Below are 15,395 nucleotides of genomic sequence, written 5' to 3'. Positions count from 1 at the left end.
GGTTCCATCGTGGGCGTGAACGGGCGGCGAACAGCGGCACGAACCGACGCGCGGCTGGTCCGCACGCCGGTCACCGGCACGCCGTCCTTCCAGTGGGATTCCGGCGCCCGCCGCCTGCTGGCCGCCCCGGACGGGTTCCGCCGGGTCCTCGGCGGGCCGGGCACGGGCAAGACGGCCTTGCTGGCGTCGGCGGCGTCGCGGCGCATCGCGGAGGGCGCGAATCCGGAGAGCGTGCTCATCCTGACCACCTCCCGCAAGGCGGCCGAGGTCCTGCGCGCGGACATCACCCATCGGCTCACCACCGATCCGGAAGAGGATCCGCTGCCGCGCACGATCCGTGAGCCGCTCGTGCGCACGGTGCACTCGTACGCGTACGCGCTGTTGCGGATGGAGGCGCAGGCCGACGATCTCCCGCCGCCCCGCCTGCTGGCCGGAGCGGAACAGGACGTCGTCGTCCGGGACCTGCTCGCGGGCGACCTCGAAGAGGGCGCGCTCGACTGGCCGGAGCAGCTGCGGCCCGCGTTGGGCGTGCCCGGGTTCGCCGAGGAACTGCGAGACCTCCTGCTCCGCGCCGCCGAACGCGGGCTCGGCCCGGAGGATCTGGTCGAACTCGGCAGGCGCCGCGGCCGCGAGGAATGGATCGCGGCCGGGCGTTTCTGGAGCCAGTACGAAGAGGTCACGCTGCTGCAGGGCGCGGGCGGCAACGCGCTCGGCGTCGCGAGCGCGCCCGCACTGGACGCCGCCGAGCTGGTCACTTCCGCGCTGCTCGCGCTGGAGGACGATCCCGAACTGCGCGAACGGGAGCAGCGCCGCGTCCGGCACCTTTTCGTCGACGACGCGCAGCATCTCGACCCGTTGCAGACGCAGCTCATCCGGCTCATCGGGCACGCGGCGGACGAGTTCGTCGTCGCGGGCGACCCCGATCAGTCCGTGTTCTCCTTCCGTGGCGCGGATCCCAGCCTGTTCGCCGCCGCGGACGAGGACGGCGAGCGCACGGTCCTGCTGACCACGGCCCACCGGCTCGCCCCGGTGATCCGCGCGGCCGTCACGAAACTCGGCTCCGTGCTGCCCGGTTCGTCGCCGCAGCGCAAACTCGTCGACGCGCCGGACGCCGAGGGCGGCGCCGTCCGGGTCCGCCTGATGCCGACCCCGGCCGCCGAGGCGAGCTGGATCGCCGATCAGCTCCGCCGCGCGCATCTCGTCGACGGCGTGCCGTGGTCGGAGATGGCGGTGCTCGTCCGCTCGCCCGCCCGAACTTTCCTTGTCCTGCAACGTGCTCTGCGGGCAGCCGGGGTGCCCATCGGTTCGGCCACCGAAGAATTACCGCTCGCGAAGCAGCCCGCAGTTCGTCCTCTGCTGGCGATGTTACGGCTCGCCGCGGATCCGGAGCTGCTCGACGTCGACCTCGCCGAGATGCTGCTGTCCTCGCCCTTGGGCGGCGCGGATCCGCTCGCCCTGCGAAGGCTGCGCCGCGGCTTGCGCAGGCTGGAGCTCGCGGGCGGCGGACAGCGGTCGAGCGACGAACTGCTGGTGGAAGCCCTACGTACCAACGACGTCCTCACCGGACTCGCCGAGGCCGAGGCGCTGCCGATGCGCCGGATCGGCGGCCTGCTGCACGCCGCGCACCAGGCCGTCGTGCGCGGGGACGGCGTCGAGCAGGTGCTGTGGGATCTCTGGCAGGCGAGTGGTCTGGAGGAGCGCCTGCTGCGTTTGGTCGACCGTGGTGGTTCGCTCGGCTCCCAGGCGGATCGTGACCTCGACGCCATCGTCGCACTCTTCGACGCGGCCGGTCGCTATGTCGACAGATTGCCGAAGGCGAGTGTCGCCTCGTTCGCGGATTACCTGTCCTCGCAGAACATCGCCGGTGACACGCTGGCGCCCGCCGCGATGAAGAGCGACGGCGTCTCGCTGCTCACAGCGCACGCGTCCGCCGGTCGCGAGTGGACGGTCGTGGCGATCGCCGGTGTCCAGGAGGGCAGCTGGCCGGATCTGCGGCTGCGCGGGTCCGTGCTCGGCGTCGAGCGGCTTGTCGACCTCATGTCCGGCGTCGACGACGAAAAGGTGTCCGCCACCGCGCCGATCCTCGCCGAAGAGCGGCGGCTGTTCTACCTCGCCGCGAGCCGCGCGCGGAAGACATTGCTGGTCAGCGCGGTCGCAGGGGAGGACGAGCAGCCCTCGCGGTTCATCGACGACCTGGAGGAGAACGGCGCGGACGACGGCGGCCTCGATTCGCGGATGAAGCCGGCGGGACGCTCGCTGGTGCTCGCCGAACTCGTCGGTGAACTGCGCGAGGTCGTCTGTGCTGATACAAGCGGGGACGAACCGAGCGACTCGGAAAGGCGGCGACGGGCGGCGCGTCAGCTCGCCAAACTGGCCGCCGCCGGGGTGCCGGGCGCACATCCGGGCACCTGGTACGGCCTGCTGGAACCCTCCACCGGCGAACCGGTGCACGGGCCGGGCGACCTCATCCGCATCTCACCGTCCACTGTGGAGGTTCTGGTCAAATGCCCGCTGCGCTGGCTGATCGAACGCCACGGCGGCAGTGACCCGGCACAACTCGCGGCGGTCACGGGCACCCTGGTGCACGGTCTCGCGCAGGCGGTCGCGGGCGGCAGCAGCGACGAGCAGATCCGCGCAGCCCTCGACGAGGCGTGGGTCCGGGTCGACGCGGGGGCTCCGTGGTTCTCGCGCCGCGAGCGGTCGCGGGTCGAGCAGATGCTGCGGAACTTCATCACCTGGCTGGAATCCAGCCGCAAGGAGCTGATCGAAGCCGGGGTCGAGCAGGACATCGAGGTCGAGCTTCCGGTCGGCGATGACGATGTCCGCGTGCTCCTGCGCGGCCGTGTCGACCGGGTGGAGATGGACAAGGACGGCCGTCCGGTCGTCATCGACATCAAGACCGGCAAGGTCCCGATCTCCGCCGCCGACGCCGAACAGCATCCGCAGCTCGCCGCGTACCAGCTCGCCGTGCTGCTCGGCGCGGTCGAGGGCGGTTCGAAACCCGGTGGCGCGCGGCTGGTCTACGTCGCGAAGTCCAACAACAAGACCGGATCCACCCAGCGCGAGCAGGCGCCGCTGGACGAGGACGGCGGCAAGCAATGGCTGGAGCTGGTGCGCTCGGCGGCCGGATCCGCCGCGGGCCCGGAATACGGCGTCACCGAGAACCCGGACTGTGATCGTTGCCCCGCAAGGGGTTGCTGTCCGCTGCGCCCCGAGGGCAGGCAGGTGACCGGCCCTTGATCTCCGAACTCCAGCGCCGCCAGGTCGAGCCGGGCGAGATCGCCCGTGCGCTCGGCCTGCACAGTCCCACCGACGAACAAGCCGAGGTCATCGCCGCGCCGATCGAGCCGTCGCTGGTCGTCGCGGGCGCGGGCGCGGGCAAGACCGAGACGATGGCCGCGCGGGTGGTGTGGCTGGTGGCCAACAGTGTCGTCCCGCCGGAACGCGTGCTCGGCCTGACCTTCACCCGCAAGGCCGCCCGTCAGCTCGGTGAGCGGGTCCGCACCAGGCTGCGCCGCCTGGTCGGATCGGGGCTGCTCGACAAGATCGACCCGACCGGCGACCTGCGGACGACGGTGACCGCGGGCGAGCCGACGGTGCTGACGTATCACGCGTACGCCGGTCGGCTGCTGTCCGAGCACGGCCTGCGGTTGCCCGTCCAGCCCGGGGTCCGGCTGCTTTCGGAGACGTCTTCGTGGCAGTTCTCGCATCGCGTCGTGTCCACTTGGGACAATGACCTGGACACCGATCGTGTGCCGTCCACGGTGACGGCGCAGTTGCTGGCGCTGGCCGGCGAACTCGGCGAGCATCTGGTCGAGACCGAACGGCTCGCGGAGTACACGTCCTGGCTGTGCGAGGTCATCGAGAACGCGCCACGCGCGAAGGGGCAGCGTGCGTCGTTGCCGCAGAAACTTGCCGAAGTCATGACGGCGCAACGGTTCCGGCTCGCGCTCCTGCCGCTGGTCGAGGCGTACCACGCGCGGAAACGGGCAGAAGGCGCGCTCGACTTCGCCGACCAGATGTCGCTCGCGGCGCAGCTCGCCAGCAGCTATCCGGCGGTGGTCGCGGGGGAGCGCGAGCGCTACGGCGCCGTCCTGCTCGACGAGTACCAGGACACCGGACACGCCCAGCGGATCCTGCTGCGGTCGCTGTTCGGCGGCGTCGAGCATCCGCCGATGCCGGTGACGGCGGTGGGTGACCCGGCGCAGGCCATCTACGGCTGGCGCGGGGCGAGCGCGGCGAACCTGCCCCGGTTCACCACGGACTTCCCCCGCGACAACGGCGAACGGCTCGTCCCGGCCTGGGATTTCGGCCTGCTGACCAGTTTCCGCAACCCGCCCGAGGTGCTCGAACTCGCGAACGCGATCTCGGAACCCTTGCGGGAACGCGGTCTCGGCGTCGCCCGGCTGCGCGCGCTGGAAGGCGCGGGTTCGGCCGATATCGCGGCCGCGCTGCTGCCGGACGTTCGCGCCGAACGCGAGTGGGTGGCCGACGCGGTGGCGAAGCGCTGGTTCGAAACCGTGGAGGAGAGCGGAAAACCGCCGACGGCCGCGGTACTGGTGCGCCGCCGCGCCGACATGGCGCCGATCGCGGCGGAAATGCGGGCACGCGGGCTGCCGGTGGAGGTCGTCGGTCTCGGCGGCCTCCTCGACGAACCCGAGGTCGCGGACCTGGTCAGCACGTTGCGCGTACTCGCGGACCCGCTCGCGGGCAGCGCGGCGGCACGGTTGCTGACCGGGGCTCGCTGGCGGATCGCGGCGGCCGACCTCGCGGCGTTGTGGCGCCGAGCGGGCGAACTGTCCTCGCCGGTGCCACCTTCCGGCAAGTCCGATGTGGACGAGCCGGTGCTGGTGACCGAACGGGTCGAGCAGGCGGGGCTCGCCGACGCCATTGACGATCCCGGGACACCGGAACGGTATTCGCCCGAGGGCTACCGGCGGATCCGGAAGATCGGCGCCGAGCTTTCGGCGTTGCGGCGGCGGCTGGACCAGTCGCTGCCCGAGCTGGTCGCCGACGTGGAGCGCACCATGCTGCTCGACGTCGAGTCGCTGGCCCGCCCGGGACCGGCCGGACGCGCGCATCTGGACGCTTTCGCCGACGTCGTCACGGATTTCGCCGAGACGTCGCCGACGGCGACCCTGTTGTCCTTTGTGGACTATCTGAACACGGCCGCGCACGCGGAGGACGGGCTCACCCCGGGCGAAGTGGAGGTCGTCCCGGACCGGGTCCAGGTGCTGACGGTGCATTCGGCCAAGGGGCTGGAATGGCGCATCGTCGCGATCCCGCACCTGGTCAAGGAGGTCTTCCCGGGGCGGCGGCGTTCGTCGTCGTGGCTGCGGACGTCGACCTCGCTGCCCGCCGCGCTGCGTGGCGACTCGGAGGACCTGCCGGAGTTGCGGATTCCCGAAGGCGCCGACCGCAAGGAAGTGCAGGAAGCGCTGGAGCTGCACGAAGAAGGCTTCGTCGCGCGTGAAGCGGACGAGGAGCGGCGGCTCTGTTACGTCGCGCTGACTCGTTCCGAGCACACGATGCTGATCTCCGGTCATTGGTGGAACGAGAGCAGCGCGCGGCCGAAGGGGCCGTCGGAGTTCCTGCTCGAAATCGGCGAGGTGATGCGGGCGAACTCGGTCGGCCGGATCGAGCACTGGGCCGAGGAACCGGAAACCGACGGCGAGAATCCGCTGGTCGCCGACTCCCGCCGGGCGCGCTGGCCGGTCGATCCGCTGTGGCCGCGGCGCGAGGGCGTCACCAACGGCGTCGACATGGTGCTCGGTGCGATGGAAGACGCGGAGCATGCCGAGGAAGACGAAGAGGACGATCCGGACGGCTGGATCTCCGACACCAAGGTGCTGCTGGAGGAGCGGGCACGGGCGCGGGACCGGGTGCAGCAGGTCGTCCTGCCACCGCATCTTTCGGTGAGCCAGCTGGTCGAGCTGTCGGCCGATCCCGCCGCGCTGGCCAAACGGCTGCGGCGGCCGCTCCCCGTGCGCCCCAACACCTACGCGCGCCGGGGAACGGCGTTCCACGGCTGGCTGGAGCAGCGGTTCGGCGGCGAGCAGTTGCTGGAGATCCACGACCTGCCTGGGGCGGCGGACGTCGACGAGGCGCCCGATACCGAGCTGGAGGCGCTGCAGACCGCGTTCGAGAAGAGCGAGTGGGCGCATCGGGTGCCGCACGCCGTCGAGGTCCCGTTCTCCGCGGACGTCGTGGGCGTCACGGTGCGTGGGCGGATGGACGCGGTGTTCGCCGACGCGGACGGCGGCTGGACCGTCGTCGACTGGAAGACCGGCGCTGTTCCGGAAGCCGATCGGCTCGAGTCGCTGGCCGTGCAGCTGGCGGCGTACCGGCTGGCGTGGGCGGCGCTCAAGAAGGTGCCGGTGGAGAAGGTCCGGGCGGCGTTCCACTACGTGAAACACGACAAGACCGTCCGCCCTGCGGATCTGTTGGACGCCGAAGGCCTGCGGCAACTCCTGCGGAGCGTCCCGACGATCTAGCGTTTAGTCCTCTGGATGCGGTCCTTGCGTGTGCAACTACCGCATCCAGAGGACTAAACGCAGAGGGCGCTAGGCGCGGTCGCGGACCTTGAGAGCCCAGGTCACCAGCGGGATCTGGAGCGGGACGCGGGCCCAGAAGGCCACCCGCCAGTGCTTCGGGGCCTTGCGGCGATCGGCGTCGACGGCCATCTTCACGTTCCCCGGCAGGACCACGACGAACAGCAGCGCGGCCGCGAGCCCGCCGAGACGTCGCGTCTTCGGGTTGGCGACCGCCGCGGCGACGCCCAGCTCGGCCACTCCGGAGCCGTAGGTCCACGCTCGCGGGGAGCCGGGAAGCTGCTTCGGGATGATGGCGTCGAACGGCTTCGGCTGGACGAAATGCAGTACACCGGCCGCGCCGAGCAGGCCGGCGAGGAAATACGCGGGCCGCTGAGACGGCTTGGAATCCGAAGACATGCCCCGAGCTTCGCATACCGCGCTCAACGCGAGGATCTTCGGCTATCCTCCCGACCGTGAGTGACGCGGACCAGGCCGGAGCCTGTGCATGAGGGTTCTCAAGCGTTTCCCGGTCAGGCTGAGCGACCGCCCGGACCACGAGCTCGTCGGCGTGATCCGGATGCCGGAACTGACGGTCAGCCCGCTGCGGTCGATCCTCAAGCGGATCATCGGCGCGGTCCTCGCCCTGCTCGCGACCGTCCTGATCGTGTACCTCGACCGGGACGGCTACCGCGACGCCAACGGCGACGGGCTCTCCTTTCTCGACAGCCTCTATTACGCGACCGTGTCGCTGTCGACCACGGGGTACGGTGACATCGCACCGGCGACGCCGTCCGCGCGGCTGGTGAACGTCCTGGTGATCACCCCGCTGCGGGTGCTCTTCCTCATCGTCCTGGTCGGTACCACGCTCGAAGTGCTCACCGAGCGCTCCCGCCAGGCTTTCAAGATCCAAAAGTGGAGGACGAAAGTGCGTGACCACACGGTCGTCGTCGGATTCGGCACGAAGGGCCGATCGGCGGTCAACGCGCTGCTCGGGGACGAGAACGTCGAACCCGATCACATCGTCGTCGTGGACACCGACCAGCAGGCCCTCGAAGCGGCCACGTCACTCGGCCTGGTGACCGTGCACGGCTCGGCCACCCGCGCCGACGTGCTGCGGGTCGCCGGCGTGCAGCGGGCCAAGGCCGTCGTCGTCGCCCCGAACCGGGACGACACGGCCGTGCTGGTCACGCTGACCGCCCGTGAGCTGGCGCCGAAGTCGCATATCGTGGCGTCGGTGCGGGAGGCGGAGAACGTCCACCTGCTCAAGCAGTCGGGCGCGAACCAGGTCGTGGTGTCGAGTGAGACCGCCGGACGCCTGCTCGGCATGGCGACGTCGACGCCGCTGGTGGTCGACATGGTCGAGGACCTGCTCACCCCCGAGTCCGGTCTCGCGATCGCCGAACGCCCGGTGGAGCCGTCCGAAGAGGGCGGTTCGCCGCGGCATCTGCCGGACATCGTGCTGGGCGTCGTCCGCGACGGCGTCCTGTACCGCGTGGACGCCCCTCAGGCCGACGCGATCGAGCCGGGGGACAAGCTGCTGTACATCCGGAAGGTGACCTCCGCGGAGACGATCGAGCGGTAGCGGGGGACCTTTGGTATCACGCTGCGCTGGACAGGGGGGCTCCTCTGTTCCGCCGCCGGTATCACCTCCCAGGGCTTCTGTGTTTTGCCGCGAGGTTCTGGGAACATGGCGTTCGTGCGCAAGCGATCGGACCCCGCCAGAGGGCTCAGCCCGGGGTGGAACTCCCTGGCCGTGGCGGCCGGGGCCGGCCTGCTGGTGATCTTCCTGGCGTGGTTCGCCGGGCCGGGGCTGTTCGGTATCTCGAACGAGACCAAGGGGACGACCGTGCAGGCGGAGGTCGTTCAGCCCGCGCCCTGTACGGGCGGTGGGGCCACCGAGACGGTCAAGTTCGAATTCGGCGGCGCGCCCATGGAAGGTTCACTCAACGGCTGCGGACACGGCAAAGGCGAGCGCATCGAGGTCGTCGTCCCGGACGGGGCCGCGGGGGACGCCGTCGCGGTGCACGCGGCCGACGCGACGGCGGGAGCGAGCGACGCGCGGCGGCCTCTCGGGCTGGCGCTGCTGGTGTTCAGCTGCTTCGCCGGCGGGATGTACGTCTTCCTGGTGGTGCGCGGCCCGCGGGTCCCGGTGACGGCCTGACCTGGTCTCGTGAGTGGTAAGGACGGTTCTAACCGTCTTTACCACTCACGAGCCAGGTGACCAGCCGGACCGGGCAAGCCGGAATCGACGACGGCACCGCATCCGTCGGCGAACGGCACCCACCACCCGAAGCGCGTGAAGGCCCCCTTCCCCTCGGGCTCAACCGAGGGAAGGGGGCCTTCACGCGCAAACGTCAGGAAACGGCGCTCGCCGGCGCCGAGAAGGTGTTGCAGTCGGCGATCCGGTTGTTGCTCGCGCCCGCCCGCCACCAGGACGCGTAGTGCGCGTTCGTCCCGTGGTCCTGGCTGCGCGAGGTGTTGTCGCCGCGGGTCTCCTGGTCGTTCCAGGCCTTGTTGTACATGTCCCGGCTGATCGTGCCGCCCTGGTCGACATGCGCGCCGAGGAACATCCCGGAGAAGCACTGTGCCTGGAGTTCCTTGCGCCGCGACATCTCCAGCCCGGCCGGGCTGTTCTGCCCGGCGTCGTAGATCTTCTGCCAGGCCGCGTCCATCAGCCCGGCGACCTCCTGCACGTGGTGCCCGTACTCGTGCGCGAAAAGGGCAAGGTAGACGCCGGGGTTGTTGCCGTACTGGTCGGTCTGAAGACCACGGAACGGCACGTAGAGGTTGTTCTCGCAGTAGTACGCCGCCGTCGCGATGCCCACCTGGATCGTGCCGCATTCGGTCTCGAAGCTGGCCCCGGTCGGGAAGTGCAGCGCGGGCGGGGTGAACGGCAGGTCGTAGGCGTCGAGGAACGGGCCCCAGGCGCTGTCGAGGCATTTGCCCGCCGCCGTGAAGAACGCCTCGGCGGCCTGCTGGCTGCTCTGCCACTGCGGCAGCGTGCAGACGCGGTTCCGCAGGCCGGCGTTGGGGTCCTGGAGGATCGGGTGGTCGCCGAGCTTGAGGATCTTCTGCGGCCCGCTCGACGAGGACGGCGCCCTGGACGGCGACGTCGGGAACGGGTTCGTCGAGGAAGACGGCGACGAAGACCCGCTCGGCGGCAGTTCCGCCCGCGACGACGTGGCCGGGAGAGTGCTGTAGCCCGCGTTCGCTACGTGATCGGAGTCGTCACGATTGAGTGAAACGATCGCGACCAGGCCGAGGACCAGTACGGCGACCGCGCCGAGGCAGATACCGATGATCGCGCCCACGGACCGGCGTGGCGGCGGAGGCGGGAAGTGGTGCGGCGCTCCGTGCCACTGGGCAGGGTGCTGGCCGTGCACCGGCGGTGGCTGGACGGCGCCGCGTGGCGGCCACTGGCCGTGGGGCGGTTGCGTCATCAAGTCGGTCCCGGTGGTTCTAGGGGGCGAACCGGGGGTACCCGGCCCGATGTTCAGCATAACGAGCTAACGGTGTCCCCACCCACAGCTCGGCTGCAGAGGGTATCCAGCGTGAGGCGAGCGGTCACCCATCAGTGTCGTCCCCCCAGCTCTGGCTGGGTGTCGGACCCTCTGGAAGAGTGGGCGCAAGCAACGTGAACGGGTAAGGGGCTGTCGCATGACGGAGACCGGCGGACCGTCCGGGCCTGAAGGCACCGAGACGCCGAAGCCGCAGGCGGGGGAACCAACACAGCCGCGGGCGGAGACACCGACACCGCCGCAGGGGGAAGTGCCGCCTTCACCGGCGCCGGAGCAGCAGTGGCAGTCCCCGTCCGGGGCGACGCCACCGCCTCCCCCGCTGCCGTCGTACCAGCCGCCGCAGCAGCAGTACCCGAACTGGAAGGTCGGCCTCGGCAGGCCCGGCGTCATCCCGCTGCGCCCGCTGAACCTGACCGACATCCTCGACGGCGCGGTCACCGCCATGCGCAAGTACTGGCGCATGGTGTTCGGTGCCGCCGCGGTCACCGCCGTGCTCACCGCGGCCATCAACCTGGTCGGGCTGCTGCTGGTCGACACCACCGCCGATCTCGAACGGATGCGCGATCTCGGCCCGGCGGCCACCGATCAGGAACTGATGAACCAGATGCTCGGCGTCCTCGGCGGGACGCTGGCGTCGTCGTCCATCAGCCTGGTCGCCACCCTGCTCGGGACTACGATCCTCACCGGTTTCCTCACCGTGCTGATGGGCAAGGCCGTGCTGGGCAAGCCGGTCACCTTCAAGGAGGCGCTGCGTGAGGCGACGCCGCGGCTGCTGCCGCTGCTCGGCCTGACCGTGCTCTACACGCTGGCGATCATGGTCGCCGCGATCTTCTGCCTGCTGCCCGCGATCATCCCCTACACCTTCTGGGCGCTGGCCAGCCCGGCGTTCATCCTCGAACGCGGCACGGTGATGGAGGCGTTCCGCCGGTCGGTGAAGCTGGTGTCGGGGATGTTCTGGCGGGTCTTCGGCATCTTGCTGCTGGCCACCGTGATCTCGTCCTTCCTGGCGTCCATCATCACGATCCCGTTCAGCTTCAGTGCCTTCCTGTCCATTTTCGGCGATCTGGACCAGATGTACGTGCCGTCGACCGGTGACCTGATCCTGCAGTCGGTGGGCACGGTGATCGCGCAGACGATCGTCGGCCCGTTCACCGCGCTGGTCACCGTGATCCTCTACATCGACCAGCGGATGCGCCGCGAGGGCATGGACATCGAGCTGGCCCGCGCGGCCGGGATCGCGACGCCGCCCCCGCCGCAGGCATGGTGACGCGCTTCCTCACCGAGGTCCCGGTCGACATCGACCGGGACACCGCCCGGCTGCGTGCCGCCGAGGAGCTCTCGGGCGAGGCCTATCTGGCCGCGAGACCGAGCTGGCTGTCCGAAGCGTTCAACTGGGTGGTCGAAAAGCTGCTGGGCTTCCTCGAAACGGTCGACAGCGCGGTGCCTGGCGGGATCTTCGCCGTACTGCTGCTGGTCGTCGTGCTGATCGTGGTGGTCGTGGTGATCCGGCTGAAATCCGGTCCGCTGGCGACGTCGGCCAAGAGCGGGCGAGCCGTGTTCGCCGGGCGGCGCAAGGCGTCCGGCGAACATCGCGAGGCGGCCGAGGAGGCCGCGTCGCGGGGCGACTTCGACGACGCCGTCCGTGAGCGGTTCCGTGCCGTGGTGCGGTCCTTGGAGGAGCGGGCGCTGCTGGACGAGAAGTCCGGGCGGACCGCCGACGAGGCCGCCATCGAGGCCGGACGGCTGCTTCCCGACGTCGCCGTTCCCTTGCGCGCGGGCGCCCGGTTGTTCGACGACGTCCACTACGGCGGGATCCCCGCCACGGAGGCAGGCTACCGGTCACTGTCCGAATTGGACGAAAGCTGCCGTCGTGCCAGGCCAGTCGCCTTGGCGGCCGGATGACCTCGGTTTCGCCCGACGCCCGCCGGATCTGGCGCGGGGTGCGGCTCCCGCTCGCGGTCGTGCTCCTGATCGTGCTGACCGGGACGCTGCTCGTCCTCTTCCGGGGCGAGCAGACCACCGGCGCGCTCGAACCGGGTTCGTACGAGCCCACCGGCAGCCGCGCGCTGGCGACCTTGCTGGAACGGGAAGGCGTCAAGATCCCGATCGTGCGCACCGCCGCCGCGGCCAAAGGGGTCGCGAGGGGAGCGACGGTCTTGATCACCCGGCCCGAGTACGTGCCCAAGAGCGCCTTCACGGAGATCAGGCAGAACGCCGAGCACGTCGTACTGGTACAGCCGAGTCCTGGCACGGTCGAAGAAGTCCTTCCCGGTGTGCGGGTGACCGGCCAGGCCGAGACCGAGACCCGTGCGCCCGACTGCGAGGCCAAGGATCCCGTCGCGGCGGGGAACGCGACGATGGGCGGCCTTCAGTACTCGGCCACGCAGCCGAGGGCGCAGGAATGCTACGGCGGCTCGTATCTCGAAGTCCCGGGTCCACAAGGGACGGTGACCGTGCTCGGCACGCCCACCCCGCTGACCAACGACTGGCTGGCCGACGAGGGCAACGCGGCGCTGGCGATGCGGCTGCTCGGGAAGCACGAGCGGCTGGTCTGGTACCTGCCGACGGCCGCCGATCCGTCGCTGGAGACCGAGAAGAAGCCGCTGTCCGAGCTGATCCCGGCGGGCTGGTCGTACGCGGCGTTGCAGGCCGGGGTCGCGGTGGTGCTGCTGGCGTTGTGGCGGTCCCGGCGACTGGGGCCGGTGGTGACCGAACCGATCCCGGTCGTGGTCCGCGCGGCGGAGGCCACCGAAGGGCGGGCGAGGTTGTATCGCAAGGCGAAGGCCGCCGCGCACGCCGGGGAAACCCTGCGGGAGGCGGCTCGCGCGCGGCTCCGGCCGTTGCTGGGGCTCACCCGCGACGCCGAACCGGCCGCGCTCGTGGAGTCCGTCGCCGCGCGGACCGGCCGGGCGCCCGCCGAGGTCGGCGCGCTGTTGTACGGGGATCCGCCCGCCGATGACGCCGCGCTCGTGCGGCTGGCGGACGGACTCGATGTCGTGGAACGAGAGGTGGAGCGGTCTTGAGTACCGAACAGACCGGACAGTCCAATATGGACGCCGCGGCCGACGCGCGCGCGGCGCTGATCGCGCTGCGTACCGAGGTCGGAAAAGCCGTGGTGGGCAACGACGCGGCCGTCACCGGGCTCATCATCGCGTTGCTGTGCCGGGGACATGTGCTGCTCGAAGGCGTCCCCGGCGTTGCGAAGACCCTGCTGGTGCGGGCGTTGGCGGCCGCGCTGGACCTGGAGACGACCCGGGTGCAGTTCACGCCGGACCTCATGCCGGGCGACATCACCGGTTCGATCGTGTACGACGCGCACAGCGGCGAGTTCTCGTTCCGCGAGGGCCCGGTGTTCACGAACCTGTTGCTGGCCGACGAGATCAACCGCACCCCGCCGAAAACGCAGTCTTCGCTGCTGGAGGCGATGGAGGAGCGTCAGGTCTCCAGCGACGGCAAGACGCGGCCGCTGCCCGACCCGTTCATCGTCATCGCGACGCAGAACCCGGTCGAATACGAGGGCACGTACCCGCTGCCCGAGGCGCAGCTGGACCGGTTCCTGCTGAAGCTGACCATGCCGATGCCGTCCCGTGAGGACGAATTCGGCATTCTTTCCCGGCACGCGCAGGGTTTCGACCCGCGGGACCTGTCCGCGGCGGGGGTCACCCCGGTCGCCGGGATCGCCCAGCTCGACGCCGCGCGGCGCGCGGTCGCCGGGGTCACCGTGCGCCCCGAAGTGCTCGCCTACATCGTCGACGTCTGCCGGGCGACGCGGTCGCTGCCGTCCGTGCGGCTCGGCGTCTCCCCGCGTGGCGCGACGGCGCTGCTTGCCGCCACCCGGGCGTGGGCGTGGCTCGCGGGCCGTGACTACGCCACCCCGGACGATGTCAAAGCCTTGGCCCGCCCGGCTTTGCGGCACCGTCTCGACCTGCGGCCCGAGGCCGAGCTCGAAGGCGCGACCGCCGACGGCGTGCTGGACCGGGTCCTCGCGTCCGTGCCCGTTCCGCGCTGATGGCCGTCACCGGGCGGCTCGGGCTGCTGGCGCTCCTCGCGGCGCCGGTGGTCGGTTTCCTGCTGCCCTCGTCGGCCGGGATCGGGCTGGCCGCGGCGGTGCTGCTTTTGTTGGTGGTGCTGGATCTCCTGCTCGCCGGGAGTGTGCGGCGGTTGGAATTCGCGCGCTCCGGCGCGACGTCGGTGCGGCTGGGGGAGGCGTGCGAGGTCACGCTCACGGTGGCCAACCCCGGCGGCCGTCCGGTGCGCGCGTGGCTCCGGGACGCCTGGCCGCCCAGCGCCGGCGCGGAAGACCGGCACCGGCTGACGTTGCCCCCTGGCGAACGCCGCGTCGTGACCACGCGGCTCCTGCCGACCCGGCGCGGTGACCGGATCGCCGCCAGGGTGACCGTCCGGTCGATCGGGCCGCTGGGGCTCGCCGCGCGACAGGGTTCGCATGACGTGCCGTGGACCGTGCGGGTGCTGCCGCCGTTCCACAGCCGCAAGCATCTGCCTTCGCGGCTCGCGCGGCTGCAGCAGCTCGACGGCCGCAACGCGGTGCTGATCCGGGGCCAGGGCACGGAATTCGACTCCCTGCGCGAGTATGTGATCGGTGACGACGTCCGGTCGATCGACTGGCGGGCTTCGGCGCGCGCGTCCGACGTCATGGTGCGGACCTGGCGCCCCGAACGCGATCGGCATGTGGTGCTGGTGCTCGACACTGGCCGCGTTTCGGCGGGCCGGGTCGGGGACGCGCCCCGGCTCGACGCGGCGATGGACGCGGCCCTGCTGCTGGCCGTGCTCGCCGCTCGGGCGGGTGACCGCGTCGACCTCCTCGCCTACGACCGGCAGGTCCACGCCGCGGTCCAGGGATCGACGGAGTTGTTGCCCGCCTTGGTGAACGCGATGGCACCGCTCGAATCGTCGCTGGTCGAGACCGACGCGCGGGGGATGGTCGCGGAGGTGCTGCGGCGGACCCGGCGGCGCGCGCTGGTCGTCCTGCTGACCGGGCTGGACGCGGCACCGCTGGAAGAAGGCCTGTTCCCGGTGTTGTCGAAGCTGACCTCACGGCACCAGCTGATGATCGCTTCGGTGGCGGACCCGCGGGTCGCCGAGATGGCGGCGGGCCGTGGCGACGCGGAAGCCGTCTACGACGCGGCCGCGGCCGAGCGGGTGCTGGCCGAACGGCGCCAGGTCACCGCGCGGCTGGCGCGGCACGGAGTCGAGGTCGTCGACGCCGTGCCCGAGGAGCTGCCGCCGCGGCTGGCGGACCGGTATCTCGCGTTGAAGGCGGCCGGACGACTGTGATGTCGAGAGCCGTGGACCGGCTCCGACCCCCTGGTGAACCGATCCCCAG

General features: G+C 70.9%; 11 protein-coding genes. 9 read left to right on the top strand and 2 right to left on the bottom strand.

Annotated features, from left to right (window positions below; all coding sequences use genetic code 11):
• Positions 1-9 precede the first annotated feature (9 nt).
• A complete protein-coding gene (locus AC069I_RS00270) occupies positions 10-3,240 on the top strand; it encodes an ATP-dependent helicase (protein WP_478228420.1) in 3,231 nt (1,076 codons plus the stop codon).
• The gene (locus tag AC069I_RS00265) at positions 3,237-6,494 is read left to right on the top strand and encodes an ATP-dependent helicase (protein WP_478228421.1); all 3,258 of its coding nucleotides are present in this window, start codon (positions 3,237-3,239) and stop codon (positions 6,492-6,494) included. The genes AC069I_RS00270 and AC069I_RS00265 overlap by 4 nt, the downstream gene beginning before the upstream one ends.
• A 69-nt stretch (positions 6,495-6,563) precedes the next feature.
• On the opposite strand, the gene AC069I_RS00260 is transcribed toward AC069I_RS00265, so the two are convergent.
• Positions 6,564-6,950 (bottom strand): DoxX family protein, encoded by a 387-nt coding sequence (locus AC069I_RS00260; RefSeq protein ID WP_034313224.1) that lies wholly within the window; start codon positions 6,948-6,950, stop codon positions 6,564-6,566.
• Positions 6,951-7,038: 88 nt separating this feature from the next.
• Here AC069I_RS00260 and AC069I_RS00255 point away from each other — a divergent pair, with 88 nt between their 5' ends.
• Together AC069I_RS00255 and AC069I_RS00250 are read left to right on the top strand one after the other, a co-directional pair.
• Positions 7,039-8,115, top strand: a complete 1,077-nt coding sequence (locus tag AC069I_RS00255) for a potassium channel family protein (protein ID WP_478228423.1) — start codon at positions 7,039-7,041, stop codon at positions 8,113-8,115.
• A gap of 171 nt (positions 8,116-8,286) precedes the next feature.
• A complete protein-coding gene (locus tag AC069I_RS00250) occupies positions 8,287-8,694 on the top strand; it encodes a hypothetical protein (RefSeq protein ID WP_478228468.1) in 408 nt (135 codons plus the stop codon).
• Positions 8,695-8,887: 193 nt separating this feature from the next.
• Here AC069I_RS00250 and AC069I_RS00245 read toward each other — a convergent pair whose 3' ends face one another.
• Positions 8,888-9,973 (bottom strand): neutral zinc metallopeptidase, encoded by a 1,086-nt coding sequence (locus tag AC069I_RS00245; RefSeq protein ID WP_478228424.1) that lies wholly within the window; start codon positions 9,971-9,973, stop codon positions 8,888-8,890.
• 217 nt (positions 9,974-10,190) lie between these two features.
• Here AC069I_RS00245 and AC069I_RS00240 point away from each other — a divergent pair, with 217 nt between their 5' ends.
• Genes AC069I_RS00240 through AC069I_RS00220 form a run of 5 tightly spaced genes read left to right on the top strand, consistent with a single transcriptional unit; the run spans position 10,191 to position 15,346 of the window.
• A complete protein-coding gene (locus AC069I_RS00240; protein WP_478228425.1) occupies positions 10,191-11,318 on the top strand; it encodes a DUF7847 domain-containing protein in 1,128 nt (375 codons plus the stop codon).
• Positions 11,312-11,953, top strand: coding sequence for a DUF4129 domain-containing protein (locus tag AC069I_RS00235; protein ID WP_478264554.1), 642 nt, complete (start codon positions 11,312-11,314; stop codon positions 11,951-11,953). The genes AC069I_RS00240 and AC069I_RS00235 overlap by 7 nt, the downstream gene beginning before the upstream one ends.
• The gene (locus tag AC069I_RS00230) at positions 11,950-13,074 is read left to right on the top strand and encodes a DUF4350 domain-containing protein (RefSeq protein WP_478264553.1); all 1,125 of its coding nucleotides are present in this window, start codon (positions 11,950-11,952) and stop codon (positions 13,072-13,074) included. Before AC069I_RS00235 ends, AC069I_RS00230 begins: the two co-directional genes overlap by 4 nt.
• A gap of 26 nt (positions 13,075-13,100) precedes the next feature.
• Entirely contained in the window at positions 13,101-14,060 is a 960-nt protein-coding gene (locus tag AC069I_RS00225) for an AAA family ATPase (protein WP_340688791.1), read from the top strand.
• On the top strand, positions 14,060-15,346 hold the full coding sequence (locus AC069I_RS00220; protein WP_478228428.1) for a DUF58 domain-containing protein: 1,287 nt from the start codon (positions 14,060-14,062) through the stop codon (positions 15,344-15,346). The genes AC069I_RS00225 and AC069I_RS00220 overlap by 1 nt, the downstream gene beginning before the upstream one ends.
• Positions 15,347-15,395: the final 49 nt, after the last annotated feature.

Source organism: Amycolatopsis sp. NPDC043885 (assembly GCF_056435685.1).
This window is presented reverse-complemented; position numbering and strand designations above follow the sequence as displayed.

What these genes read in the sequence shown, in the direction of transcription:
- AC069I_RS00230 (WP_478264553.1), top strand. Translation starts at nt 11,950, where the DNA reads ATGACCTCGGTTTCGCCCGACGCCCGCCGGATCTGGCGCGGGGTGCGG.
- AC069I_RS00260 (WP_034313224.1), bottom strand. Translation starts at nt 6,950, where the DNA reads ATGTCTTCGGATTCCAAGCCGTCTCAGCGGCCCGCGTATTTCCTCGCC.
- AC069I_RS00225 (WP_340688791.1), top strand. Translation starts at nt 13,101, where the DNA reads ATGGACGCCGCGGCCGACGCGCGCGCGGCGCTGATCGCGCTGCGTACC.
- AC069I_RS00240 (WP_478228425.1), top strand. Translation starts at nt 10,191, where the DNA reads ATGACGGAGACCGGCGGACCGTCCGGGCCTGAAGGCACCGAGACGCCG.
- AC069I_RS00245 (WP_478228424.1), bottom strand. Translation starts at nt 9,973, where the DNA reads ATGACGCAACCGCCCCACGGCCAGTGGCCGCCACGCGGCGCCGTCCAG.
- AC069I_RS00255 (WP_478228423.1), top strand. Translation starts at nt 7,039, where the DNA reads ATGAGGGTTCTCAAGCGTTTCCCGGTCAGGCTGAGCGACCGCCCGGAC.
- AC069I_RS00235 (WP_478264554.1), top strand. Translation starts at nt 11,312, where the DNA reads ATGGTGACGCGCTTCCTCACCGAGGTCCCGGTCGACATCGACCGGGAC.
- AC069I_RS00220 (WP_478228428.1), top strand. Translation starts at nt 14,060, where the DNA reads ATGGCCGTCACCGGGCGGCTCGGGCTGCTGGCGCTCCTCGCGGCGCCG.